Annotated in this window: 21 protein-coding genes, 1 tRNA gene and 1 pseudogene; 10 read left to right on the forward strand and 13 right to left on the reverse strand. The window is 53.8% G+C overall.

Annotated elements, in window-relative coordinates:
* Positions 1-29: 29 nt before the first annotated feature.
* The 11 genes and pseudogenes from MTP39_RS10505 to MTP39_RS10555 form a co-directional block, all read right to left on the reverse strand.
* Positions 30-992, reverse strand: a complete 963-nt coding sequence (locus MTP39_RS10505) for a DUF3658 domain-containing protein (RefSeq protein ID WP_014078537.1) — start codon at positions 990-992, stop codon at positions 30-32.
* A gap of 16 nt (positions 993-1008) precedes the next feature.
* The gene (locus MTP39_RS10510; protein WP_117534454.1) at positions 1009-1398 is read right to left on the reverse strand and encodes a TnpV protein; all 390 of its coding nucleotides are present in this window, start codon (positions 1396-1398) and stop codon (positions 1009-1011) included.
* Positions 1358-1720 carry a helix-turn-helix domain-containing protein gene (locus MTP39_RS10515; protein ID WP_330423314.1) on the reverse strand — a complete coding sequence of 121 codons (363 nt, stop codon included), beginning with the start codon at positions 1718-1720 and terminating at the stop codon, positions 1358-1360. The genes MTP39_RS10510 and MTP39_RS10515 overlap by 41 nt, the downstream gene beginning before the upstream one ends.
* A 70-nt stretch (positions 1721-1790) precedes the next feature.
* A pseudogene (locus MTP39_RS10520) lies at positions 1791-1943 on the reverse strand (Maff2 family mobile element protein); the annotation flags it as partial.
* 86 nt (positions 1944-2029) lie between these two features.
* Positions 2030-3853: a VirD4-like conjugal transfer protein, CD1115 family gene (locus MTP39_RS10525; protein WP_021425361.1), complete on the reverse strand. Its 1824-nt coding sequence runs from the start codon at positions 3851-3853 to the stop codon at positions 2030-2032.
* Positions 3850-4320 carry a PcfB family protein gene (locus MTP39_RS10530; RefSeq protein ID WP_249240476.1) on the reverse strand — a complete coding sequence of 157 codons (471 nt, stop codon included), beginning with the start codon at positions 4318-4320 and terminating at the stop codon, positions 3850-3852. Before MTP39_RS10530 ends, MTP39_RS10525 begins: the two co-directional genes overlap by 4 nt.
* A 91-nt stretch (positions 4321-4411) precedes the next feature.
* Complete coding sequence (locus MTP39_RS10535; protein ID WP_249240477.1) at positions 4412-5461, reverse strand: hypothetical protein; 1050 nt, start codon at positions 5459-5461, stop codon at positions 4412-4414.
* A gap of 14 nt (positions 5462-5475) precedes the next feature.
* Positions 5476-6231, reverse strand: coding sequence for an antirestriction protein ArdA (locus MTP39_RS10540; RefSeq protein WP_249240478.1), 756 nt, complete (start codon positions 6229-6231; stop codon positions 5476-5478).
* Entirely contained in the window at positions 6194-7279 is a 1086-nt protein-coding gene (locus MTP39_RS10545; RefSeq protein WP_249240479.1) for a DNA cytosine methyltransferase, read from the reverse strand. The genes MTP39_RS10540 and MTP39_RS10545 overlap by 38 nt, the downstream gene beginning before the upstream one ends.
* A complete protein-coding gene (locus MTP39_RS10550; protein WP_003500157.1) occupies positions 7266-7622 on the reverse strand; it encodes a DUF7768 domain-containing protein in 357 nt (118 codons plus the stop codon). The genes MTP39_RS10545 and MTP39_RS10550 overlap by 14 nt, the downstream gene beginning before the upstream one ends.
* 309 nt (positions 7623-7931) lie before the next feature.
* Positions 7932-9311 carry a ParB/RepB/Spo0J family partition protein gene (locus tag MTP39_RS10555; protein ID WP_249240480.1) on the reverse strand — a complete coding sequence of 460 codons (1380 nt, stop codon included), beginning with the start codon at positions 9309-9311 and terminating at the stop codon, positions 7932-7934.
* 210 nt (positions 9312-9521) lie between these two features.
* Here MTP39_RS10555 and MTP39_RS10560 point away from each other — a divergent pair, with 210 nt between their 5' ends.
* A complete protein-coding gene (locus MTP39_RS10560) occupies positions 9522-10454 on the forward strand; it encodes an AraC family transcriptional regulator (protein ID WP_249240481.1) in 933 nt (310 codons plus the stop codon).
* Positions 10455-10585: 131 nt separating this feature from the next.
* Here the strand turns inward: MTP39_RS10560 and MTP39_RS10565 are convergent, their stop codons facing one another.
* Positions 10586-11398 carry an AAC(3) family N-acetyltransferase gene (locus tag MTP39_RS10565; RefSeq protein ID WP_249240482.1) on the reverse strand — a complete coding sequence of 271 codons (813 nt, stop codon included), beginning with the start codon at positions 11396-11398 and terminating at the stop codon, positions 10586-10588.
* 471 nt (positions 11399-11869) lie between these two features.
* Between MTP39_RS10565 and MTP39_RS10570 the strand changes: the two genes are divergently transcribed.
* Positions 11870-12568: a GntR family transcriptional regulator gene (locus MTP39_RS10570; RefSeq protein WP_249240483.1), complete on the forward strand. Its 699-nt coding sequence runs from the start codon at positions 11870-11872 to the stop codon at positions 12566-12568.
* Positions 12569-12610: 42 nt separating this feature from the next.
* On the opposite strand, the gene MTP39_RS10575 is transcribed toward MTP39_RS10570, so the two are convergent.
* Positions 12611-12684, reverse strand: a tRNA-Gln gene (locus MTP39_RS10575).
* A 399-nt stretch (positions 12685-13083) separates the two neighbouring features.
* On the opposite strand from MTP39_RS10575, the gene MTP39_RS14035 reads away from it, so the two are divergent.
* From MTP39_RS14035 to MTP39_RS10615, 8 genes are all read left to right on the forward strand, one after another.
* Positions 13084-13542: an InlB B-repeat-containing protein gene (locus tag MTP39_RS14035; protein WP_256468818.1), complete on the forward strand. Its 459-nt coding sequence runs from the start codon at positions 13084-13086 to the stop codon at positions 13540-13542.
* A 46-nt stretch (positions 13543-13588) separates the two neighbouring features.
* Positions 13589-13822 (forward strand): hypothetical protein, encoded by a 234-nt coding sequence (locus tag MTP39_RS10585; RefSeq protein ID WP_249240484.1) that lies wholly within the window; start codon positions 13589-13591, stop codon positions 13820-13822.
* 405 nt (positions 13823-14227) lie between these two features.
* The gene (locus tag MTP39_RS10590; RefSeq protein WP_249240485.1) at positions 14228-14767 is read left to right on the forward strand and encodes a hypothetical protein; all 540 of its coding nucleotides are present in this window, start codon (positions 14228-14230) and stop codon (positions 14765-14767) included.
* Entirely contained in the window at positions 14764-15354 is a 591-nt protein-coding gene (gene lepB / locus MTP39_RS10595) for a signal peptidase I (RefSeq protein WP_249240486.1), read from the forward strand. Before MTP39_RS10590 ends, lepB begins: the two co-directional genes overlap by 4 nt.
* Positions 15355-15376: 22 nt before the next feature.
* Entirely contained in the window at positions 15377-20857 is a 5481-nt protein-coding gene (locus MTP39_RS10600; RefSeq protein WP_249240487.1) for a SpaA isopeptide-forming pilin-related protein, read from the forward strand.
* 153 nt (positions 20858-21010) lie between these two features.
* On the forward strand, positions 21011-22504 hold the full coding sequence (locus MTP39_RS10605; protein WP_249240488.1) for an isopeptide-forming domain-containing fimbrial protein: 1494 nt from the start codon (positions 21011-21013) through the stop codon (positions 22502-22504).
* Positions 22505-22584: 80 nt separating this feature from the next.
* On the forward strand, positions 22585-23430 hold the full coding sequence (locus MTP39_RS10610) for a class C sortase (RefSeq protein WP_249240489.1): 846 nt from the start codon (positions 22585-22587) through the stop codon (positions 23428-23430).
* Positions 23417-24274: a peptidase gene (locus MTP39_RS10615; protein ID WP_249240490.1), complete on the forward strand. Its 858-nt coding sequence runs from the start codon at positions 23417-23419 to the stop codon at positions 24272-24274. Before MTP39_RS10610 ends, MTP39_RS10615 begins: the two co-directional genes overlap by 14 nt.
* Positions 24275-24428 lie beyond the last annotated feature (154 nt).

The raw sequence follows: 24428 nt of genomic DNA on the forward strand, positions 1-24428 counted from the left end.
CCATGTAGCAGCGGTTCTTGCTGTGGTTATTATTTCATTCGTTTTCTTAATATCCGGCGATAATTTGTTTCTCCCTTTGGTGCGTCCTGTATAATTTCCAACACACCATCTTCAAGCATTTTATCAATGCGATTAGAAATCCATACATCACTAATTCCAAGTTGATATTTTCCTAAAACATTACCTATAACAATAGCCATTTTGAATTGCTCTGGCTGTTCCGCAATTTCACGAAGAATGAAACTATCATATATATCTTCTGAAACACTTTGCAATTTACCATTTAGCATTGCACGCAAAGGTGCATTTTCATTTTGAAGTTGATTCCATTTCATAGCACAAGCTGAAAGAAATACAGGCTTAGCTTTTTCTTGTAGAGTTATATATTTTCCCCATTCGCCAGGAGAAACCTCACCCCATGCTATTTTGGATGTCATAGTATTTTCTTTTCCATATTCCCAGGCAGGTAACTTAACCAAATAAATTGTTGTCTGACAGTTTAATGGTCGAAGTTGTTTCATAAGCCAGTACATACCGCAAAGTTCATCCGGATTATAGCTATACCAAATACGAACTTCTTCCCCAGCTACATATCGTTCAATAACCGAAGACAATGTAGTTTTAATTTTCTGTATTTTTTCTTCAACCTGATAGTCTAAATCCTCTACAAACCAGACAGACAGCATTTTCTTGAGAACATTTTTCCGCTGTTCGCCAATTCCATTATCAGAAATATCTCCCACACTAAGAGCCATATCAAAACAATAAACATCACTGCTCTTGCCTCCCAATGGAATAGCATTCTCCCAAGCAATATGTTCTTGTTCCTGTGCTTGAATTTGTGCTTCTTTCATTTCATCTGAAGATGGAACACTCCCATCTTCGTGCCTCATAAAGACCGAAACTGCACTTCCTCTATACTTTCCCTTACCGTAAGTTTGGGCAATTTTCAAACTTCCACAGGCACTTTCACCAAATACAATTTCAATCATCTTATATACCTCCGATTTAATTACTCCCGTATGAATAAATTATATCATGCAAAACAATTTCTTCTGCTCGGTTGTGAATGTTATTGCAACGCTGCACCCATTCCATTTGACGGGTACGCTTCAATTCCTCGGTCACGCCCTCGGTGGCTTTCATCTGCTCCATGATGGTGTCTAACCGTTCCTGTGCCTGTTCGTTCAGGTCTGCAAGGTATGTCCATAACTCCCCGGTCAAGGTCAATGTGTTCAATCTGGCTGGGTGGACTTCTCTTAAATATTCCCGGTGCATCCGTCCGTACTTTCCGATGGGGCGGTGTTCTTCCGGCAGCTTCAAGTCTGGGATGTAGTAATCTCCAACAAGGATATAATCAATTCCGTTTTCTGTTATTCTTGGTTTCAATTCGCTCATGTTCCTTACCTCCTGTGGAAGCAGGCTCGTCTGGTACTAACTCAATTACATCGGTAATCTCACAATTCAGCGTTTCGCAGATACGGGCTAATGTGTCCATGCTGATGTGCTTTCCCTCTTTGCTCATGTTGGCAATCATATTCGTTGTCATACCAGCGGCAAGCCTTAAATCTTCTTTTCTCATATCACGCTCTAACAGTGTGTGCCAGAGTGGTTTATAGCTGATGTGCATATTATTTTCCTGCCTTTCTATCCATACCACCGGGGCGGTTGCCCCGGCAGGAACTTTTCTCTTATTATAACACCAATCTTGTGAAATCACAATTTATTCTTGTAGCCTGCCGCTGATACCGTCTGGATTGGTTTTTCCTTTCTTTTTGTTACCTTTAATTAGCCATGAACTGCTTAATGCCCTGGCTTTTTGCCGCAGGGTTGTCCGACCCGTAACCTTCCAGAAGGTTGATGACGCCCCATACCGCCAGACCAGCGCCAAGAGCCATGACCAGAATTTTAAGAATGTCGATTGCCTGATTGAAAAATTCCATATACGTTCCTCCATTTTGTTTGATGGTTTTGGGTACAAAAAAAAGCCGCCCACATCGGCGGCGCTTCGGGTCATCATGGCCCGAAGTTACACAAACTCGTCGCTGTCCAGATCATCGAAATTCAACAGGTCAGCTTCTTCGTCCGTGTCGGAGCCGTCCACTTCGTACACCGTGTATTCGTCCTCCGGCTTTAGTCTCAATGGCCGGTGGCGGAATAGGCTTTCCAAGCGGAAGGCGTTTTTCTTTTTATCAAATTCGGCTGTGTACTTGTAATTCGGGTGCTTTTTCAAGTCATACTTCGGGGACAGGAAGGGCGGGAGCCCCCGAAGCTGCAAGATACATTTATCCCCGGGCATGGTGGTGATCTCGCTGGTGGTCATCAGCTCCCGGCCAAGCCGCTGCATATTCTGGCTGTAACTTTCAGACTGGCCCCGGCTGCGGCCCTCGGTCTGCATGGAGATGGTGGCCTTGCCCAGCCAGTTTTCCGAAATATCCTTTAGGGTGGAAGCCTCCCGGCCTCCGAGGAACACGATACTGTCCATGTTTCCCATAATGGTTTCGGAATGGTCTTTGTACAATGCCTTGCACTGGCTCATAGCCTGATAAAAGAGCGTTAGGCTGATTTCCCGTGAGCGGATGACTGCCACGATCTTTTCCAGCCCCGGCACCTGCCCGGTGTTGGCAGCCTCGTCCCACAGCACCCGCACATGGTAGGGCAGACGCCCGCCATAGGTGTTGTCAGCCCGTTCACACAGAAGGTTGAACATCTGCGAAAAAGCGAGGGCAACCAAAAAGTTGTAGGTGGTGTCCGTGTCGCTGATAAGGAAGAACAGCGCCGATTTTTCGTCCCCCAGCTTATCAAGCTCCAGTTCGTCATAGGACATGATCTCCCGGAGTTGGGGAATATCAAAAGGAGCCAGCCTTGCACCGCAGGAAATCAAAATGCTTTTGGCTGTCTTGCCGCTGGCGAGCTTGTATTTCTTATACTGCCTCACGGCGAAGTGCTGGGGGCTGCGGCGTTCCAGCCCGTCAAACATATAGTCCACCGCATTTTTGAAGGTTTCGTCATCCTCCCGGACTTCCATGCTGTTTATCATTTCCACCAGCGTATTCATGTTGCGTTCTTCCTCCGGCCCCTCAAAGACGATGTAGGCCACAAGGGCGCAGTACAAGAGGGTTTCAGCTTTGGTCCAGAACTCGTCGCCCTCCTTGCCGTCGCCTTTGGTGTTGGCGATCAGAGCAGTAACGAATTTCAAAACATCGCTTTCCGTCTTGATATAGGCCAGCGGATTGTAGTGCATGGATTTTGAAAAGTCGATACTGTTGAACACCCGCACCCTGTATTTCTCCCGTTGCAGGAACCGCCCGCATTGATCGAGGGTGCCGCCCTTCGGGTCTACCACCACATACGAGGAATGGGCTTGAAGGAGCTGCGGGGTCAGCCAGAACCTTGTCTTTCCCGAGCCGGACGAGCCGATGACACAGGCGTTTAGGTTCCGGGCATTGGCGGGTATTTTCGGACGGGTGTTCATGGTAAGGAACTCCGTCCCGGTCAGAATGACATTGTTCTGAAATTTAGGGTCAACAAACGGCTTTATATCCTCCTTTGTTCCAAAGCGGGCGGTGCCGTATTCCGCATCCCGCCGGAATTTTTTCGCCTGCCTGATCTTTGACTGTATCAGCAGATACACCCCAGCCGCACCGGCAAGGCCCACCAGCAGGTCAATACCTCCCAGCCCCGGCCAGTAGGTTTCAAAGGCTTTGGGGAAGGTATCGAGCATCCCCATGAGCTTTGTCCCGAAGTCTGTGCCGGGGGCGATCCGGTAGGCCGTCCCGATTTTGGAGAAGAACCAGAACACAAAGAGGTACGGCAGGTTTGGGAGCACATATTTTCTAATCTTGTCACTCAACGTCCGTCCTTCACCGCCTCTCTGGTCCGCTGCTTTTTCTTTGCCTGCGTCCTGATCTGCTCCGTGAATTTCCGAAGCTGGCCGAGGATGGAAGCCTTGTCCTGCTCTTTGTTCAGCACCTTTGCGCTGTACTTCTGGAAGGCCGCCGTGATGGCGTCCGCCTGATTAGCCTTGAAAAACAGCAGGTAATGACCGTGGCTCACTTTATGGAAAGCGTAGTCCACATGGAACTCCTTTGCGATCCGGTCAAAATTCTTTGGGGCTCCCACATAGGGCATGGCGCTTTTGCCGCCATAGTGGTTCATCAGCTTTTTTACACTCTGGCGTCCCTGCGGGGTCAGCGCCTTCCGGTGGTGCTTTTGCAGCGCCCGCGCTACCTTCCCAAGAGCGGCAGCCAGCACTTTTCCCGTGAGCTTCGTTGTCCTGATCGAAAGGGCAACCGTTTTTTGGTTTACTTCTTCCTGCATAAAACCTCCTTTCCGTCGGGGTTCCCGCTATCCGGGAGGCCCCCGTACAATCTCGGGGAACAGAAAACCTCGGGCCAATGTGGCCCGAGGCTTACCGCTCGGCATCTCTGCCGGACGAAGCTTTCTTTTCCGGCTCCGTCTGGACTTTTTCGCCCTGTTCCCGCATGGTCTGCAAGATAGAGGGCTTCTTTTGAAGCTGGGAGGGCTTTTCGCCGGACAGCGGCTTGATACATTCCAGACGGTCAGCCGCCCGGATGGCGTTGTCCGTGAGCTGCCTCTGCCATGCGCCTACGCTGGGAGCCCAACGAAAGCCGCTGCTTTTCAGCTCGGCCCGGGTGTCCGCGTCAGGCTTTCCGTCAAAGAACACCTGCAAGCGGTTGTCCTCCCGGTTCATCTCCACACGGCCCCCGTCGAACTCCCAGCCGGAAAATTCCTGCTGTGCCTGTTTGGAAAGCTGTTCGATACGGGCCCTTACCCGGCGGATTTCCGCATTGTTGTTGGTAATCTGGTAGCTTTCAAAGGGCCTCGGGTCGCTCCGCCAGCTTGACGCCATGCTTGCTTTCAGCTTTTCGATCTGGTCCGGCGACAGCAACGCACAGCCGTCCAGCTTGCCATGCTTGCGGTAATAGGCGTTGACCTCCTTCATAATGAGCTGGGAGCGTTCCAGCCCGTCCAGCTTCTTCTGGAGCTTTTCAATCGCTGCCGGGTCATCGGCGCTGATCCCGCCCATGCCGGTGCTGCGTATCTTATCCAGCAGCCCTTGAATATGCCGCCATTCCTCCATGTTGCTGTCCCGCGCCCGGTTCTGTTTTTCCTTCTTTCCCACCGGGAAATTGGAAGACCCGGCGATCATCACAGAGGGAACCCTCGCGTCAATGGCAAAGCCTTGGTTCATGTTTTCGGCCAGCTTGCGGGCGTAGGTGTCTAACAGATGGTCGATCTTCTCATGGTACATGGGGTCCACCCGGGATTTCTGCTTTTCCGCTATGGCGGCGGCCTTGTCCACCATTGCCCGGTATTCCGCCGTTGCGCTCCCTTCCTTGTAGTCGGAAAAGCTGTTCATTTCTTTTGCCCGGCGGGCGGCTCCTTCATTGATAGGGTAATAGTTGATGGTATGCACCTCCTTTATGCTTCGGGCCATGCTGGCCCGAAGTCTTACCGTTCTTCATGGGAAGGCCCCGCCTTGTCCTTTTTCGGAGCGAGTGGGGCTTCTTGAAACCGTTTGAGTGTAGCGAGAATGGAGTGGACAGGCTCGGCCTTTTCAGGATAGGCAAATATCCGGTGTTCCGGCGGAATGTCCTGCGGCCCGTGGTAATAATCCTTGAAGCCCTCCGGGACTGCCGACACATACCCACCGGGAGCGAATACGCCGCCCTCGTTGATACGCACATCCCGCCCGTATGCCTCATAATCGAAGTAGTTCTGAATGTGCTCCGGTATGTCGATAGTCCCAAGCTCGTCGGCGTAAAGACGGCCCAGCCCTTCATCATCGGAAATATCCGGGTAAAAGCGGTAAAGGTCAAGGTTCTGCGTCAGGTTTATCAAATCCTTCACGCTCCTTGTGTGGTTTCCCAAGACAAGAGCGGCTTCAAAGGTTTCCAGTCCGCCCTTATCCCGTACTTCCAGCAGGGCGTGGCCCAGCTCGTTCAGCTCGTCGATGTTCTCACATTCGTAGAGATAATCGTAGAGCCCCAGCACATCACTGTCAAAGCTGGTAAAGAACACTTCGCTGTACCGTTTCCCGTCTATCCCGATTTTGGCAAGGGCGGCCTGCAACTCCTGTGTCGTCATGGGGAAATGTACCGTTGTCCCTACCTCAATCCCCATTAAGGGGTATAGGGCTGTATTGGTTATATAGGCTTCAAACATGGGCTCATTCCTCCTTTCCGGCCCGGTCAGCCAGCACCTCATAAATCCCGGCCATAATGTAATCGGCGCAAGGGAGGGCAACGCTGTTTCCCAGTGCCTTGTAGCGTTGCAGAGGCCGGATTTCCACGCCGTCCGCCCCGTACTTTGTCCAGCCCTCTGGCAGCCCCATCAGCCGTTCGCTTTCCGTTTCCGTCAGAAAACGGATACAGCCGCCCTTCGGGTCGCCCTCATACCAGAAGGCAAAGGGCGTTACATCACTGGCTAAAAGAGTGGGAAAAGGGTCAGTTGGTAATCCGAAGCTGTTTCGGAAGGCCGTTTCTTCCTGCCTTTTTGCCGCTCCCCGCATACGGAAGCACTGAAAGGGGTGGATGACTGGTATCTGCCGCCCTGTTTCAAAAGAAGCTGTTCGATCTCCTTCGGCGGCGGCCCACCCGCCCTCTCCGCAAGGCGGAGGAAGTGGGAGCATTGGACGGGGCTTAAATAGTATGTCTGCGGCACGTCTGCCTCCAAAATCCGCCACGACGAAAATCCGCTGCCTTCGTGCCAGCCTTCGGGAGCCTGCCCAATACTGGGCGTCCATGAGTCGCCAGCACACATCAGGCGTTCCCCCTCGCACCATTCCGGCGTTTCCCCATCTTCCCGAAGGAGGCATTGGAACTTCGGTGTCCGAGAAGGCGGATAAGACGGCTCTAAAGTCCATCCGGTCATTTGTAGAAAACGCTCCCATGACGTTTTCCCAAACAGCGATAGCTGGATATAGGTTATCAGTAGCATCCCTCATTTCCTGTATGATACGAAACGCCTGATAGAACAGGCTTGATTTTGCCCCGGCAAGGCCGGAGCGGTTGCCGATCAGAGAAAGGTTCTGACAGGGGGAACCGAAGGTAATTACATGAACCGGCGGGATTTTCCCGCCGTCCACCTTCGTAATATCCCCCAAATGCACCATGTCGGGAAAGTGCCTTTTGGTTATGGAGATGGGCGCTTTTTCAATCTCACTGGCCCATACCGGACGGATACCGCACCGGGAAGCAGCCAGAGGGAACACGCCAATCCCGTCGAAAAGGCTTCCCAGCTTAATGTCCGGCATGGCCCGGGGTGCCGTGTCCCTTCACGGCAAGCACCCCTTCCAGTGTGGTCGCCGCAATGCCCAGCCGCCCGGCAACCGCAATATCATTTTTTACATCCTCGTCCACAGCGCTGCCGCAGACAATCAGGGTGTGGGAGCGCCGCAGCATATCCCGGCGCATATCAATCCCGGCCTTGTGTTCCTCGGGAACGCTGTCATTCAAAAACAGCGGCAGATACAAGAGCGGGCAGATCGGGGAAAAGCCCGCCTCATAAGCAAGACGGCAGTAGTGGGCCGCCAGCTCCATATCAACATCCGGCTCGCCGCTCCATGCGGCGGTCAGGTATGCTAAAGGTCGTTTCATTGGTTGAGCCTCCATTTCTGTTTTGGTTTAGGGAAAAGCAAGAGTTCGCCCAACCCCTCCGCCCCTTCCCCCGGGAAGGGGAACGGCTCTGGAGAATTTATATCCCCGTCGCTTGACCGGGAAAAAGCATAACCGGAAGAAATCCGTCAAGGGTGCCTCTGGCACCGCCTGCGGCGGCGCTGCCCTTGACTGATTTTCCCGGCTATGCTACGGAATAACTGGCGACGGGGAATCACTTATATCTCCAGAGCTTCGGGGCGCGGGGCAGAGCCCCGCAATCCTCGGGCCATGCTGACCCGAAGTTTGGGCTTACTTTTCCTGTTCGGTTTTCTTCTCCGGCTTTTCATGTTCCTTCTGCTGACCCTTCCAGTCGTCCAGCAGCTTGATGATCTGGTCCTTCATTTCCCTCGGCGTAGTTTCCTTGCCGAAATACTTGCTCAGTTCCGCACCTGTCAAAATCACTTTGTCTACCTCCTTTTTGTCCTCCATCATAATGCCGTCGATCACATCCCCGTTGAGCAGCTTCTTTTCGTCCAGCTCACGCATACGCTTTGCCTGCGCCTGTGAAGGCGAGGACTGCTGGCTGTCAATGGCGACGGCGATATAGTTCTGGTTCTTCTTGCCGATATAGGAAAGCTCCACCGCCGTAGTAAAGCCCAGCTTTTTTTCATCCATCAGCTTCATCAGGTCGGGAACCAGCTCATTGAGCCGGATATACCGCTGCACCTGCTTGACCGCCATCTTATTGCGCTCGGCTACAATTTCGTTGGAGCGTTTTCCTGCGTCCTTCGGGTCAATCTGGCCCGAAGTGCGGGAGCCCTGGTGCTTGATGGCCTCAAGCTGCATTTTCAGGGCTTTGGCCCGCTCACTGGGGAGGATTTCTTCACGCTGGTTCAGATTGTCCTCGACCATCTGCGTGATGGCTTCATCGTCCGTCAGATTGCGAACAATACAGGGCATATCCGCATATCCGGCAAGCTCGCTGGCCTTCTGGCGGCGGTGGCCGGACACGATCTCATAGCCGCCATCCTCACGGGGACGGACGATAGCAGGCTGGGTAACGCCCTTGTCCTTGACGCTGGACACCATAGCCCGCATTTCTTCATCGTCTCGGACTTCAAAGGGATGGTTCTTGAAGGCGTGGAGCTCGTTCAGCTTGATATAGACGATCTGCTCCTTGCCCCGGCGTGGTGCATCCTTCGGCTTCTCGGGTCCCTTCGGAGCGGAAGCGGCCTGTACCGTTGGAGCTGCTTTTTTCTCCGGTTCCTTTTTGACCGCCTTTTCCGGTTTCTGTGCGGGGGCTTTGGGCTTCGGGGCTGCGGCCTTGTCCTTATCTGCTTTCGGGGGACGGCCCCGGCGCTTTGGCTGTTCCGGCTCTTTGGGTTTTTCCTCCGCTTTTTTCGGAGCCTCCGGCTGCTTTTCCGGTTTTTCCGTTTTTGCCGGGTCAGGCTTTTCCACGCCGGGAGCTGCCGCCCGTTCCTCGGCTTTCTTTTCCTTCATAATTTCAGCGAAGTTATAGACAGAAACCTGTGGGGTCTTTACCTCTGGTTCCGTCTTTTTTTCCGGCTCCGGGGAAACGGAAACCTTCTCCGGCTCTTTTTGGGGAGCGGGAGGCGTTTCCTTGCCCGGCCCGCTATCCGTTACCGGCTGTTCCGGCGTTTTTGTGGTTTTATCATCTGCCATAAGCATTTACCTCCTGTTTTTTGGCATGAAAAAAGGGGCTCAACTTTTCAGTCAAGCCCCCGTGGGAAGTTCCTCCTTTCTCCGCCATGATACAAAAATACCGCCCGTAGTCTCGTTTGGGCGGTACTTTGTGTAAGATTGGCAGTCCATTATTAAGTTTTTTATTATGTTCCCTTTGTACACCGTTGCAAGTATTGCGGAAAGGATTTGGTGAATATGGCATATCAGACAAGCTGTGCATCCTATACAAGCGGCCGGGTAGGGCTTTCCAGCGCTACCGCCGTGGTGGCCGATGCCGCCGGGCGGGAACAGACCCAGCACGGCAGCCCGCTGTTCCCTATCGCCTGCTATGCCGAGGATCTTTCCTGCTACTCGGTGGCGTGGCACTGGCACGAGGAATTCGAGTTTATTCTGGCGGCGCTGGGGCCCATCCATGTGGATGTGAACAAGACCCGGCTGACTTTGCAGACCGGGCAGGGGGTGTTCATCAACTCCGGGGCGCTGCACGCGGTAGAGCCTGCCGAGGGCAGGGCGCTGCTGCACTCCGGCGTGTTCCAGCCTAGGCTTGTCGGCGGCATGGACACCGTATTCTGGCAAAAGCTCATCCGCCCGCTTTTGCAGCCCGGCACACCGCCCTTCTTTTTGCTGGATGAGGCCGTGCCATGGCAGCGGCAGGTGCTGCTCTGCCTGCGGGAGGCGTGGAAGGGCGTGGCAGACGAACCTTTCGACTACGAGAACCGGGTGCGGTATCACCTTACCGCCGCGCTGCGGCTGCTCATTACCCAATGCGTCAGCGGCAAGGTGAAGGTATCGGAGCAGGAACAAATTGCCTCGGAGCGGATGAAGCAGATGCTCCGCTATGTAGAGGAGCACTACACCGAGGAGCTGACTGTGGAAAAGCTGGCTGGCTGCGTTGCCCTGAGTGAAAGCGCCTGTCTGCGCAGTTTCCGGCAGTTTCTGGGCATTACGCCCATCCAGTACGTCAAGCAGTTCCGGGTGGAAAAAGCCGCCGAGCTGCTGCGCTCCACCCGGCTAAAGACCGGCGAGGTAGGACTGGAATGCGGCTTTTCGGACGCCAGCTACTTTATCAAGACCTTCCGGGAGATCAAGCACTGCACCCCCCGGGAGTACCGTATCCGTTTTTGCTAACATGAAAAAGAGGGACAGAAATGCCCGCAGGCATTTCTGTCCCTCTGATTTTAATGCAATTCCTTGAATCATGGCCAAAGCGCAAGCGGAGGCCATTTCCAATCGTCTAACGCAGAAGAAGGCGCGCCGGTTCAGCCGCCGTTTTTACCGGTGCAAAGGCCTTGCCAGCGCTCCGGCGGGATGACCGCCTCGGTGACAAAGGCTTCGGGGTTCGGGGCAAGAACGTGGCGGGTGACCTTGAAAAGTCCCTCGGCGTCGCACAAAACGCAAGCTGCATCGCCAAATTTCGTGTTCCGGGCTGCACCGCAGTCCAGATACGCCTGCTCCAGCTTGACGAAATCCTCCGAGATATGCGGCTGCTGCGCATTGTAGTGGCGGCGCATATAGACGTTGTGCTGCGCCCCGGCTTCGTCCACCACGGTCATCTGCATGGGCTTGTCGGTCAGACGGTTCGGCACGTTCAGCACCTCCTCCACGCTATGGATAAAAGTGTTGCGGGCGTGGGTGACCCCCAGCAATAGCACCTTGCCGTGGGCTGCCCGCAGCCGGTCGTAGCAGCCGCCGGGGGTGCAGGGAGTGTTGGCGTTCAACTCCCCTTCTATGTAAGCAGCTGCCCCCTTGCCGTAAGCTGCCATACTGTGGGTGGGGTGCAGCGAGCGCACCACGCCGGGGCGCTGCCGGAACAGCTCCGGCAGAATCCCCACACAGCACGCGCTGCGGCGCACATCGAACACCCGGTTCTCCTCGTTGATGAACCGCCATGTGTGGGTGGGCAGCAGCAGCAAGCCCTCTGCAAAAAACTCCATCCATGCGTCCAGAACCGTGTCTGCGCCGTCCTCCACCGGGCCGATGGACTTCATGGAGGAATGAATCAGGATGGTCTCGTTCCCTGTCAGCCCCATCGCGGCAAGGTCGCGCTTGAGCTCCGCCTTTGTATATGCCATGTCATTTCTCCTTTTCGGGCGTTTTTGTTTACCTCCAGTTTACCGCCTTTCGGGCAGCAAAGCAAGCATACACGCAAAAAGGCACATACCCTGCCGCATCTGCTGGGGACGATCCGGTGTCTGCGAGGTATTTGCCCTTTCAGCTTTTTAGCAAAACCCTGTATACAGCATATTATCTTGCAGCGCTGCTGCGAAACAAACGCAGCGCTTTGCAATTATAGCAATTCGACAATTATTTTCATTTTTCTTTGTATATTTACTACAATAGCCGTTTTATTGCGGCATTTCATCGGTATTTTTCCCGCACCATAAAGTAGTATATCCATTTTCCGTTTCAGGCGCAGCTCTGTGTGTGAGCGCAAACACTTGTATACAAGTGCTCAAGTAAAGTTCCGTTCCAGCATTGACATTCCGCTGTCAGAACGGTACAATGATAATAAGTTTAATTTACCGGATAAATGGAGAACGACTATGGCAACATTACAGCACACGGATGAGCTCTATCATATTCTTGAGGACGAGATCTGCGCGTTGAAGATCCTGCCCGGAGAAGCGCTGAGCGAAAACCAGCTGTGCAAGCGGTTCAGTGTTTCCCGCACCCCCATCCGCAGCGTTTTGCAGCGGCTGGAGCAGAACCGCTTTGTGCAGATCATCCCCTGCAAGGGCACCATCGTCACCGCCATCGACATCGGCGTGGTGGATCAGCTCATCTTCCAGCGTGTTGCGGTGGAGGGCATGGTGTTCCGGGATTTTGTGCAGAGCTGCTCGCCCATGGAGATCCTTGCGGTGGAACACCTTTATAATATGCTGCTGGAAGCCGCTGCGGGGCGCAGCGACCCGGAAAACTTTGATTTCAACCACTTTCTCAGCTGTGACCTTGCCATGCACGAGTACTGGTTCCGCAAAACCAGCAAGGAGTACCTTTGGGAACAGATGACCCGCCCGCAGGCAGACTATTCCCGCTTTATCCGTCTGGACATCGTGGGCGCGCGCAACGTATCCAGCGTTGTCAGCGAGCACACCGAGATGCTGCGCATTCTGCGGGAGAAGGATCTGGACGCCATCGAGCCGCTGATGCGCACCCACCTGTACGGCGGTGTGAGCCGCATGGGCAGCAAGATCTACTCGGACGAATACCGCAGCTTCTTCAAGCTGCCGGAGGGAAAATAATAAAAAGGCCGCTGCACATTCTCCTGTACAGCGGCCTTTTTCTGGTTGCGCCAGCAGGAGTCGAACCTACGATGGGGGAGTCAAAGTCCCCTGCCTTACCGCTTGGCGATGGCGCATCATGCAAAACAGTATAACATATTTTCCGCTTTTCCACAAGAGGTGCGCCGCGTTTTTTTGCGCGCCGCCCGCTGCCTTCGCAGCGTTTTTTGTCGTTTTTCAGGCTTTGCGGCAAAGGTTTTGCGTTTTCCATATCCTGCCATGTTTTTACGAAAGGTAAGTTTTGCGGGATGCGTTTTTCAAAAAACACAGCCCGCAGGGGCACAAGATTCATCTTGCAAAGGTGAAATTTATTTTTTTCTTGATTTTTCTTATTATTTTCTCAAAAGACTGTATTTTTTGTTGCGCTTCTGGTACACTGGATGTGATAAAAATAAGTTGAAGAAACTTCTCCTGCGTCCGGGTTGCGCCCGGGCGGGGCAGTGTCTCCATCTTTGTGAAGGAAAGCGAGGGATCTCATGAAAAAATTCCTGAAAACGCTGGTGGTCGGGCTTTGCCTGTTCACGCTGCTGTGCTGCGCACTGCCGGCTGCATTTGCTGCCGACAAAACTTCAGGGAGCAAAAAGGAAGAGAACGTGTACGCCATTGGTATGGATGCCCAAGGCGGCATCTGCTCTACTGTGGTCACCTACACGAACCTGTCCGGCAAACTGGAGAGCACGCCCGAGCAGCCTACCATGACGGGCTACACCTTTGACGGCTGGTACACCGAGCCGGTGGGCGGCAGCAAGGTGACCACCTCCACCGTGTTTACCTCCGACGCCACCATCTACGCCCACTGGACCGCCAAGGCCGGTACCACTACCGTGCCGCAGCCCACCACCCAGCCCGCCACCGCCCAGTGGCAAAAGTATGTAGGGCCCGCACTAGTGACCGGTGCCCTGCTTACCACCCTGCTGGTCGCCACCTTGTTCTGAACACTGCTGTAAACGCAATGATACCATTGAAGAAAGGGATCTTACCATGACTACTTCTACCATGAAAATGCCCGCCAGCTATTCCGCCATCGAAGCCGAAGAGATGACCTACCTGGACGGCGGTGCCAACAACGCTTATCAGGCCTTCCTGGACGTTGGCAAGGTGTTCAACTACATCGCCCGCATCTTCTCCGGTGCAAGTTCCATCATCAATAACGTCAACGTCATCTACCAGTCCTTTGTATCGCTGAACAGCCTGCTGGGCAGCTTCGGCAAGTAAAAGGATCACCCCAAAGTCTGGATACGGGAGCCGCGCTTTTTTCGAAAAAGTGCGGCTCCCGTTTTTCGTAGACGCAGCAATTCAGTGCATTACTGCGCAGAACTTCACGCCCCAGAATTATGAAGGAAAATTTTAACAATTCTGTGGTATATTACCTTATTTTTGGGCGTTTTGCACACAAAGCAAAATAATTTGCGATATTTTTTTGGGCTTTACCTCTTGATTTTGTGTCTGATTTGTTATATTGTTGTTACAGGGGATGTGTTAGAATAAAGTAGTTTATAAAAGACCTCTCTGGTCGCGCAAATCGCGCGGCGGCAAGCGATTTTTCAGGCATTTTCTTTAAGTTTTTTCGGAATTTTCGAAAGAAATTTCGTCATCTTACATTTGGGAGTTTGTACGTAAATGGCAGATCGTGAACTGCGGCGAATGCACCGCGCTGAATTGATAGAGATCATCTATGCGCTGAAACAGAGCGAGGACCAGCTCAAGGCGCAGAACGCCGCGCTCACCGCGCAGCTGCAGGACCGGCAGCTCCGGCTGGAAAGCGCCGGTTCCATCGCGCAGGCCGCGCTGGAGCTGAACAACGTGTTCGCCGCCGCGCAGGCCGCCGCCGATGACTATCTGCACTCGGTGCAGGCCAGCCTTGCGGACACCAACGCCACCGCCGCCAACACCCTTTCGCAGGCGCGCAGCGAGGCCAAACGCATTCTGGAACAGGCACAGGCAGACGCCGACAGCCTGAAGGCGCAGGCGCAGCAGGAATGCGACGCCATGACCGCCGCCGCCGCGCAAAAGCGCACCCAGACCGAGGCCGACTGCAAGGCCATGGTGGAGCGCGCCGAGCAGGAGGTGCAGCAGCGCTGGCAGGCATTTGACCGCAAGGCCAACGAGCTGCTGGACCAGTACCGCAGCACCGACGGCCTGCCTTCGGAGGAAACATGAAAAAACGCGATATCCGGTTCGCTTCCATCCCTTCCACCGAGGAAGTGGCCGCAGAACGTGAGCGTCTTGCGTACCAGAGCCGCTACCAGCGGGTGCTGCGCAGTACGATCTATATTCTGGTGGTGGTGGCCGCAGCAGCCGTGCTGCTGGCTACGCTGTTTCTGCCGGTGCTTCAGGTCTCCGGCGACAGCATGAACCCTACGTTGAATGACAAGGACATTATCCTGCTGGTAAAATCCAACCACATTGAAAACGGCGAGCTGTGCGGGTTTTACTGGCAGAACAAGCTGCTGCTCAAGCGCATCATCGGTCAGCCCGGTGATGTGATCGATATGGACGTGAACGGCGTGGTCTCGGTAAACGGCGTGGCGCTGGATGAACCCTATGTGGACACGCTGACCGTGGGCGAATGCGACATCCGGTTCCCCTATCAGGTGCCGGAAAACCGCTACTTCGTGCTGGGCGACCACCGCGCCACTTCTATCGACAGCCGCAGCAGCGTGATAGGCTGCGTTGAAAAAAGCCAGATCGTGGGCAGGGTGTTCTTGAGGGTATGGCCCCTGTCCAGCTTTTCGTTGATCCACTGACCCCGGGAGGAGGTATTCCGTTATGAACGACATCCTTAAAACGTACATGGAGCGGTTCCGCGAGAACCGGCACACCTTGCGGCGCTACACCGCATTCGTGCTGGCGCTTGCCATGATCACCACCCTGTTCGTCAACTGGCAGCTGCATGGCGTGGGCATCTCGATGACCGCGCAGTACCAGTGCGGCGAGGAGGAGCACACCCACACGGCGGATTGCTACACCAAGGTGCTGACCTGCGGCTACGAGGAAGGCGAGCTTGAAAATGCGGACGAGGTGGCCACCGCCGCTGCTGCGACCAGCCAGCCCACCATTGAGGAAGAGCCCGCACCGCTGTCGCTGGAGCCGCAGATCGAGTTTGTGCCCCACGAGCACACCGAGGACTGCTACACCGAGGTGCAGACCCTGACCTGCATGGAGGAAGAGCACGTCCACGGTGACGACTGCTTTGACCCCGAGGACGGCAGCCTGATCTGCGACAAATTTGAGCATACCCACGACGAAAGCTGCTATACCACCGAGTACGAGCTGACCTGCGGCCTGCAGGACGGCGAGCTTGTGGAGCAGGTAGTGGAGCCCACCCAGAGCGCCGAGCTGGCAGCGATGGCTGTGGCCGAGCCCGTGGCGCTGGCACCGATGGTGGACACCGTGGAGCCCATCTACCACCACCACACCGACGCCTGCTACGAGGAAGTGCTCACCTGCCCCCTGCCGGAGCATCAGCACACCGTAGCTTGCCTGAGCGACACCTCCGCTGACCTTGAGACCCCCGAGGAGTGGCAGGCCGCCAACGCCGAGGCCGTGATCTCCGGCAACTGGGCCGAGGATCTGGTCAGCGTGGCAAAAACCCAGCTGGGCTACGAGCAGAGCGAGAAAAACTTTGAGATCGACCCCGCGGACGGCGTGACCCTGCGCTACTACTCCCGCTACGGCCAGTCCTACGGCAACCCCTACGGCGAGTGGGACGTGATGTTCCTCTCTTACTGCCTGAAGTATGCCGGTATCCCCCAGAGCGCTATCCCGCAGGAGGCCAGCGTGCTTGCCCTGCGCAGCTCCATGAGCGACATGGAATGGCTGCTGGACGGCGAGGACGGCAGTTCTGCCGATGTGGGCGACATCGTTATTTATAATAAGTACGTCACCCGCACCGTGGCTGTGGACAGCAGCGCCGACGGTGCAGCGGACGGTCTGGACGACCTGTTCAGCATGGACGCCGAGGGCGAGAACGGCGCAGAGCCTGAGGAATCCGGCACTGCTGCGCTGGATACCGCCCCTGCCGCCGAGGGCATGACCACCCTCGATACCCCTGATATCCCTGATACCCCCGACACCGTTGACACGGACCAGCCCGCCGCAAAGCCGGTGGACAGCGCCGACACCGCTGCGCCCAGCGTGGGTTCCCCCGCTGCCGAGCCGCAGACCACTACCGTAACTGACGCTGAACCTGTGGAGACCGTGGGCATCGTGAGCGAAGCAGACGAGAACACGCTGACCGTTATCTCCGGCGATGTGGACGGCAAGGTGGCTGAGGTCACCCTTTCCACCGCCGAGGTTCTGGGCGTGGTGAGTGTTGCCTATGCCCAGTACGCAGACGAGATGCTCTCCTCTGCCGTTGACGGCGCACTGCGGGCACCTATGATGCTTGCGGCGGCGGGTCTTACTACCCAGCTGAAAGAGGATTGGATCACAGACATCACAGTTAAGATTGACGACACGCAGTATAAAGTAAAGGACAGCGGTACTGTTAATACGTTTGACCTGACTGTCAAGGATGGCGGCTCTGTTGGCCTTACCTACAACTTTACCATCCCCGATAACCTGCCTGAAGGTACCACGACGCTGACCTACAAGCTGCCCGATGGATTTAAGCTATCTGAGAATGGCACTGCTGATCTTGAGGATAAAGATGGTAAAATAATCGGTACGCTTATCATCACCAAAAATGGTGATGTTACCCTTGATTTTAATAGCGACCTTCACGGTCATCAAACCAGCGGCCACTTCTTTGTTGAATGTAAGGTAGACAGCGACAATGTTCAGACCAACGAGGGGATCAAGTTCCCCGGCGGCGGTACAACGATCAAAATCGAGAAAAAAACAAATCTCGACCTTAAAAAGGAGGGCAAAATCACCGGCCGGACAGAGGATGGCAAGTATAAGCTACATTATGTCGTACAGGCGATTTCTAAGTACGGCAGCGGCAAGGCCATTGATCTGAGCGATTACATGAAGCTAACGGAAAACAGCAACTTTGCCAATACTGCCACTTATGAGAACATTACGATCACTAAAAAAGACCGCAAAACCGATACAGTTCTTAAAGAGCTTAAAGCAAATGAAGATTTCAAGGTGACCGACGTTAAAAGCAGCGGCCTGACAGACAAAGGCATTGCTGATGGTAACCCCGGCATCAAGATCACTGACATGAACGGCAAAGGTCTGCCCGCACTGGAAGAAAACCAGCGCTATGTTCTTGAGTACGATGTGGTCGTGGATCATATCGGCCCGGACGGTGCCGACTTGTACAACTGTGCGCTTGCAAACGATGAAAAGTCCGGCAGCAAGATCTATTTCCGAGACGAGCTGAACAAGAGCGGCAGCTACGATCCTAAAAAGAATGAGATCACATGGACTGTCACCATTATGCCCAACGGTGTATCCATGGACGGCTATGTGCTCAAGGATACCCTGCCGAGCGGTTGCACGATGACCGGTTATTTCAAGGTCGATGGCCAGTACGAAACCAACGATTTCCCTGACAAGGGGAAAGGCTCCTTCTCCTACACCTTCTCGGGTGAGCAGTATAAAAACCCGGCTTACAGCTACACCGTTATCTATACGACCACTGCTCCTGCGAACTTCCAAATCGGCGATAAGGTCAAAAACAACGCTTATTTGGAACTGAACGGCAACAAAAAGTGGGAAGCTTCCGGTGATGCGTCCTACAACGACCGTGGTCAGACCACCGAAAAGAAGGCAACGGCAGACACCAAACTTACAGAGGATAAGGCAAACAACAAGGTTTTCACTCTGCCTTGGAGCTTGAAGGTCATTCCTCCCATCGTTTGGGGTGAAAAAGATGGCGTGAAGGATAACCACCTTGAGATCAAAGATTACATCAATGATCCTTGGGTTTCCTCTGGCAAGAATGAAAACAACGATCACTACGCTATCCTGAAAGACTTGCAGGCTGAGATCATAAAGAACCTCGTTGTTACGCTTAAAGATGACACCAAAATCCATTATGACCAGCTTAAAAACAACGGTCTGCGGCTTGAGGTACGGTACTATACCGGTAGAAACGTTGATACAACTACCAAAGTCTACACGCTAAAGACCGCAGATAGCACCACCAAAACTGTACCGGACGATCTCTCAAATACGAAGATTAAGTCCTTCAAGCTTGTGTTCCATAAGGAGGGCTTTAACAACAGCAATCCTGTGGAATCCGTTGAGATCACAAGCTATACCACGCGGGGCGATTCCACCGGGCTGGGCGAAGGACAGACCATTTACTTCAAGAACGAGTCCGGTGGCAGTTCCGGTCAGTACGAGTACACCATCCCGGGTACACCTTCCCCCATGCAGCTGATCAAGATGTCTGCCGACAAGCCGCCTGAGAGTGCAACGTCTGAAGGTTATTACAAGACTGAAAATGTCAAGGTGACCTCCGGCAACGGTGAGGATGGCAAGACCTACATCTACTACCAGCTCAAGCTGGTCACCAACCAAGCTCCTCTGAATCTTCCGGCCACCATCACCGATCAGCTGCCAGATTATGTAAAATATGTTGCTGGCTCTGCTAAGTTGGTTGCCCAATATTATGGTAACCAATGGAATAATTATTACTATGATCGTACATCCTACACTGCTGCGGATGGTAGCCATAAAGGATGGAATGATAATGTCAGCCTGAGCGATGACCGTTTCTTTGCTAACAAGTATGATTCCACAAAAAACACCTTGACCTTCACGTTGCAGGACGAACTAAACTACGTTGCGGATCAATATACTTCTTTTTACATCCGCTATGCAGTCGAGGTGGATGATACCATCTGGGATTCGAACCTTGATACGGAAACCAAGATTTTCACTAACTCCGCTGAGTGGAATGGTGTAGGCAAGTCTGAGACCAAAACCGATGTTGAGCACCATTCCATTCTTGCAACAAAATCCGGCCATTATAACCAGAGTTCCAATACGGTCGATTATTCTGTTGTCATCAACCCGGACAGAAAAATGATCGGTCATGCAGAAAAGATTACCCTGACCGATACGCTGGTTGTGAAGGACGGCAAGAAAAACACCGCAGCGCTGGTTCAGTCCTCGGTCAAACTCTATTCCTACGATGCGCAAACCAAAACAACGGGTGCTTTGATCCCCAACGGTGCTTACGATGTGGACTACGAGGAGACCACCAATTCTGGCGGCGACCAGAATTTGTATATCCTTACCGTAAAAGTACCGAACGGGCATTCGTATCTGCTGGAATATAAGTACAAGAACACCAGCAATACCGAATATGAGATGAAGAACACTGCACAGCTTGAGACCTATGTAGTCAAAGAGGTAAAAACAAAGGTTGAAAAGCAAACAATGGGCGGTAGCGCAAATACCATTGGCTTGACCATCCATAAGGTCGATAGTCAAAACATCTCCACCTCGTTGTATGGCGCGCATTTCAAGCTGGAATACTTTGATGCTGCAACTGGCACGTACAAAACACTGCACGAGATCATTGACGCAAATATAAAAGATGGCAGTTCCTTCTATCTTTCCTTCTCGGACAGCGGCAGCACCTCCACCGGTGACGGTACTGTTCTGCGTCCCTACAACACCCTTTACCGCCTGACCGAGACCAAAGCGCCCGATGGTTATGCAGTAGACCCCACCCCGCACTACTTTATCTGGACTACCGATCTGGCAAGTAAGGATACTGCCTATAACACGGCAGTGGGCGAAAACGCTGCCGCAACCGGGGTCGATAAGAACAACATCAACTTCTATTATGAGGGTGAAAGCATTACCCTTACGGTGAAGAACGCAAGCAACCGCCTTGTTATCCAAAAGCTTTGGGAAGATAAGTACGGCAATGCCATTGACGGAGCCGATGCAAAGCTGCCGCCAAGCATCACCGTGGAGCTCTACAAGCGCACCGCCCCCGATGGCGAAGGTAAGCGTGTAGAAACCCTGACGCTTACTAAGGAAAACGGTTGGAAAGCCACCTATCCTGTACCCGCCGTTGACCTTAGCTGCTACTTCTATGTAAAGGAGACCAGCACCGGTCAGACCTACGATGTGAGCTACTCCAATAACAACGTACAGGGCACCGGTACCATTGTTGTGACCAACAAGGAAAAAGACAACACCGGCTACGAGCTCCCCTCTACCGGTGGCACCGGTACACTCCCGTATACAGCCGTGGGCGGCACAATGATGCTGTCTGCGCTGGCATATAGTTTTATCCACCGCAAGCGCAGACATGAAGGGAGGGCAGATGACTAAACTGCACTTCCCTGCCGGACGCCCGGAGCTTAACCCCCGCCCGCCCAGCGCAAAGTTTACGCGATAGTCCGAACAAAAACCACACCCCTCCCCCCTCCTGCACAAAAATGCAGGGGGCGGCAAGGGGCAGAGAAAAGAAAGGAGCTTTTCTCCATGAAGAAAGCAATGAAGAAACTCATGGCTGCGCTGCTGGCAGTTGCTATGGTTTGCGCCATGGCGATCCCGGCGTTTGCTGAGGGTGCTGGTACTGCTGGCACTGGCACTACTTACACTATTACCATCAACAATCCCGTTGGCACTTATGAAGCCTACCAGATCTTCTCCGGTGATCTTCATGATGGCACCCTGTCCAATGTTACTTGGGGTACTGGTGTCAGCGAAGCCGGTAAAACTGCTCTCGGCGATGCTAAAACCAAAGCTGCCAGCCTCAATGAAGCTAACGTCAAGACTTTTGCTGAGGAAGTAAGCAGCTACCTTGATGCAACTTCCGGCACTTACGATGCTGGCAAAATCACCGGTCTGTCTGCCGGTTATTATCTGGTCAAGAATAGTTCCGTAGGCGAGCACGAAACCTACACCAGCTTTATTCTGAAAGTCGTTAAGGATGTTAATGTTTTCCCGAAGGGTGACAAGCCCACTCTGGAAAAGAAAGTTAAGGATATCAACGACACCACTGACGACACTACCTCCAACTGGCAGGACAGCGCTGACCATGATATCGGCGATGAGGTTCCTTTCCAGCTGACCGCTAAGATTGCAAGCAACTTTGCTGACTACAAGACCTACAAGTTCGTGTTCCACGATGTACAGTCTGCTGGTCTGGACTTTTTGGAGGACACTGTAAAGGTTAAGGTTGGCGGCACTGAACTGACCGCTGACCAGTATGAAGTTATCACCACCGGCCTGACCGATGGCTGCACCTTCCATGTTGTGATTGAAGATCTGAAACAAATCCGTAGCGCTGCCGCTGATGCTAAGGTCGTTGTTGAGTACAAGTCTAAGCTGAACAAGAACGCTGTGATTGGCTCCAAGGGCAACCCCAACGAGGCATATCTGGAATACTCTAACAACCCTTATGACACCCACGGCACTACCACCACTCCCAATGACAAGGTCACTGTTTTCACCTTTAAGGTCATTGCAAACAAAATCGATGGTGCTACTACTAAAGCACTGGAGGGTGCCGCCTTTGCACTGTATAAGAAGGACAAGGCTGGTGACTGGAATCTGGTCGCACTGAACAACGCTACTGAATCTGCTGCTGGTGAATATACCATTGTAGATAAAGATAAGACCACGTTTGAATGGGTCGGTCTGGATGATGGTACCTATAAGATCAAAGAAGTTATTACCCCTGCTGGCTATAACACTATTGATGAGCAGATTTTTACTGTTACTGCTGAGCATGACGTCACCTCTGAAGATCCCAAGCTGACTAGCCTGTCTGGTATTGCAACCATTGGTGAAATTCAATTTACCCCTGATACAAGTAAGGGCTCTTTGTCTACTAACATTGAGAACAACCGCGGCACTACCCTGCCCGGCACCGGCGGCATCGGCACCACCATCTTCTACGTTGTTGGCGGCGGCCTGATGGTTGCAGCAGCTGTTCTGCTCATTACCAAAAAGCGCATGGAGAACCGCTAAGCTCTCCTTTTCCCCGGCACAGAGCGGGGCCGCAAGGCCTCCTGCTCTGATCCTGAAACTATAACGTTAGGGAGTAGCCCATGAAAAAGAACAAAAGCACCATTATATTGATCCTCGTCTTTTTCGTGGGTCTATCCGTGATGTTATACCCCACCATCAGCGATTACGTCAACCAGCGCAACCAGTCCCGCGCGGTGGCAAGCTACGCGCAGGACGTGGACAACATGACCGATGCGGATTACAGCGCCTACTTTGACGCCGCCGATGCCTTTAACGCACAGGTGGCCGCCAACGAAAACGCCCTTTACCGCCCGGATCAGCTTTCCGGCTACAACGAAACGCTGGACATTACCGGCACGGGCATTATGGGTTATATCACCATCTCCAAAATCGGCGTGGAGCTGCCCATCTACCACGGCACCGGCGACAGCGTGCTGCAGATCGCCGCAGGCCACCTAGAGGGCACCAGCCTGCCGGTGGGCGGCGCGTCCACCCACGCGGTCATCTCGGCGCACCGCGGCCTGCCCAGCGCAAAGCTATTTACCAACCTCGACCAGCTGGAAGTGGGCGATACCTTTACCATCACCGTGCTGGACCGGGTGCTCACCTACGAGGTGGACAAAATCTCCATCGTGCTGCCCACCGAGACCGATGAGCTGAAGATCGCCGAAGGCAAGGACTACGTCACCCTGATGACCTGCACCCCCTACGGCATCAACACCCATCGCCTGCTGGTGCGCGGCCGCCGCGTGGAGACCCCGGATCAGTACAAGCACCTCCGCGTTACCGCCGAAGCGCTTAAAATTGAACCCATTATTGTTGCGCCCATTATGGCGCTGCCCATGCTGCTGATCTTGCTGATCGGTATGCTGCTTTCTACACGCAAACCCAAGAAAACGAGAGGTGAAGAACATGAAAAGCATTGATTTGCGTCATCGTCTGGCGGCTGTGCTGCTGGCTGTGTGCCTTGTGGTATGCTGCGCCCTGCCGGCCTTTGCCACCAGTGCCAACATTGTGCTGGGGCGTCTGGGTTCGCTCCACGTCCGCCTGTACGACACCCACAACGATGTGCCCCTGCGCGGCGGCGAGCTGACCCTGTATCAGGTGGCCTCGGTCAAGCGCACCAACGGCAACCTGTACTTTGACTATACCGGCGATTTTGCGGGCTGCGGTGTGGTGCTGGGCGATCTTTCCGACAGCACACTGGCTGACCAGCTGGTAAAGTATCTGCCCGCAGTGCCCGCCATTGCCGCCCAGCAGGACGTGAACGAAGAGGGTTACGCCGACATTACCAAGCTGCCGCAGGGGCTGTACTTGGTCGTGCAGACCGAGGCATCCCACGGCTACGAGGCCATCAAGCCCTTCCTTGTGTCCATCCCCATGCCCGATGGCGACAACTGGATCTACGATGTGGACGCCACCCCCAAGGTAGGTGCCACCATCCCGGAAACGCCGGACATCCCCGACACCCCGGATGTGCCTGACACGCCGCCGGATACGCCCGACACGCCTGACACCCCGGAGCCGCCGGATACGCCCGACACGCCGGTAAGCCCGGACAGCCCTGATAACCCGGTAAGTCCCGGTAACCCGGACAACCCGGTAAGCCCCGGGAACCCGGATAACCCGGTCTCCCCTTCCAACCCCGATAAGCCTGTTCTGCCCCAGACCGGCCAGCTGAACTGGCCTGTGCCGGTACTGGCTTGCAGCGGTGTGTTGCTTTTTGCCATCGGCTGGGTGCTGAACCGTCAGGGCAAAAAGGAAAACTGACCCCGTCTTCTTTCTATTCGGCATAGCTTGGCGTTGCGTTGCCGAATTTGCTCCCCCGCAAGGGGGAGCATTTTTTGTGTTCTCTCCCCTGCCGGGCACAGCACGATTTTGAATGCGCTCCGCGTTGCTCTGCGCATAATCAGTGGAAAATATA

Origin of the sequence: Faecalibacterium sp. I3-3-33, from assembly GCF_023347295.1 — a bacterium.
Classification (GTDB): domain Bacteria; phylum Bacillota; class Clostridia; order Oscillospirales; family Ruminococcaceae; genus Faecalibacterium.

Bases quoted from the DNA above. Each gene is read 5' to 3' on its own strand.
- MTP39_RS10505 (WP_014078537.1), bottom strand. From the start codon at position 992: ATGATTGAAATTGTATTTGGTGAAAGTGCCTGTGGAAGTTTGAAAATT.
- MTP39_RS10510 (WP_117534454.1), bottom strand. From the start codon at position 1,398: ATGAGCGAATTGAAACCAAGAATAACAGAAAACGGAATTGATTATATC.
- MTP39_RS10530 (WP_249240476.1), bottom strand. From the start codon at position 4,320: ATGCAGGAAGAAGTAAACCAAAAAACGGTTGCCCTTTCGATCAGGACA.
- MTP39_RS10535 (WP_249240477.1), bottom strand. From the start codon at position 5,461: ATGGCCCGAAGCATAAAGGAGGTGCATACCATCAACTATTACCCTATC.
- MTP39_RS10540 (WP_249240478.1), bottom strand. From the start codon at position 6,231: ATGAGGTGCTGGCTGACCGGGCCGGAAAGGAGGAATGAGCCCATGTTT.
- MTP39_RS10545 (WP_249240479.1), bottom strand. From the start codon at position 7,279: ATGCCGGACATTAAGCTGGGAAGCCTTTTCGACGGGATTGGCGTGTTC.
- MTP39_RS10550 (WP_003500157.1), bottom strand. From the start codon at position 7,622: ATGAAACGACCTTTAGCATACCTGACCGCCGCATGGAGCGGCGAGCCG.
- MTP39_RS10555 (WP_249240480.1), bottom strand. From the start codon at position 9,311: ATGCTTATGGCAGATGATAAAACCACAAAAACGCCGGAACAGCCGGTA.
- MTP39_RS10560 (WP_249240481.1), top strand. From the start codon at position 9,522: ATGGCATATCAGACAAGCTGTGCATCCTATACAAGCGGCCGGGTAGGG.
- MTP39_RS10565 (WP_249240482.1), bottom strand. From the start codon at position 11,398: ATGGCATATACAAAGGCGGAGCTCAAGCGCGACCTTGCCGCGATGGGG.
- MTP39_RS10570 (WP_249240483.1), top strand. From the start codon at position 11,870: ATGGCAACATTACAGCACACGGATGAGCTCTATCATATTCTTGAGGAC.
- MTP39_RS14035 (WP_256468818.1), top strand. From the start codon at position 13,084: ATGAAAAAATTCCTGAAAACGCTGGTGGTCGGGCTTTGCCTGTTCACG.
- MTP39_RS10585 (WP_249240484.1), top strand. From the start codon at position 13,589: ATGACTACTTCTACCATGAAAATGCCCGCCAGCTATTCCGCCATCGAA.
- MTP39_RS10590 (WP_249240485.1), top strand. From the start codon at position 14,228: ATGGCAGATCGTGAACTGCGGCGAATGCACCGCGCTGAATTGATAGAG.
- lepB (WP_249240486.1), top strand. From the start codon at position 14,764: ATGAAAAAACGCGATATCCGGTTCGCTTCCATCCCTTCCACCGAGGAA.
- MTP39_RS10600 (WP_249240487.1), top strand. From the start codon at position 15,377: ATGAACGACATCCTTAAAACGTACATGGAGCGGTTCCGCGAGAACCGG.
- MTP39_RS10605 (WP_249240488.1), top strand. From the start codon at position 21,011: ATGAAGAAAGCAATGAAGAAACTCATGGCTGCGCTGCTGGCAGTTGCT.
- MTP39_RS10610 (WP_249240489.1), top strand. From the start codon at position 22,585: ATGAAAAAGAACAAAAGCACCATTATATTGATCCTCGTCTTTTTCGTG.
- MTP39_RS10615 (WP_249240490.1), top strand. From the start codon at position 23,417: ATGAAAAGCATTGATTTGCGTCATCGTCTGGCGGCTGTGCTGCTGGCT.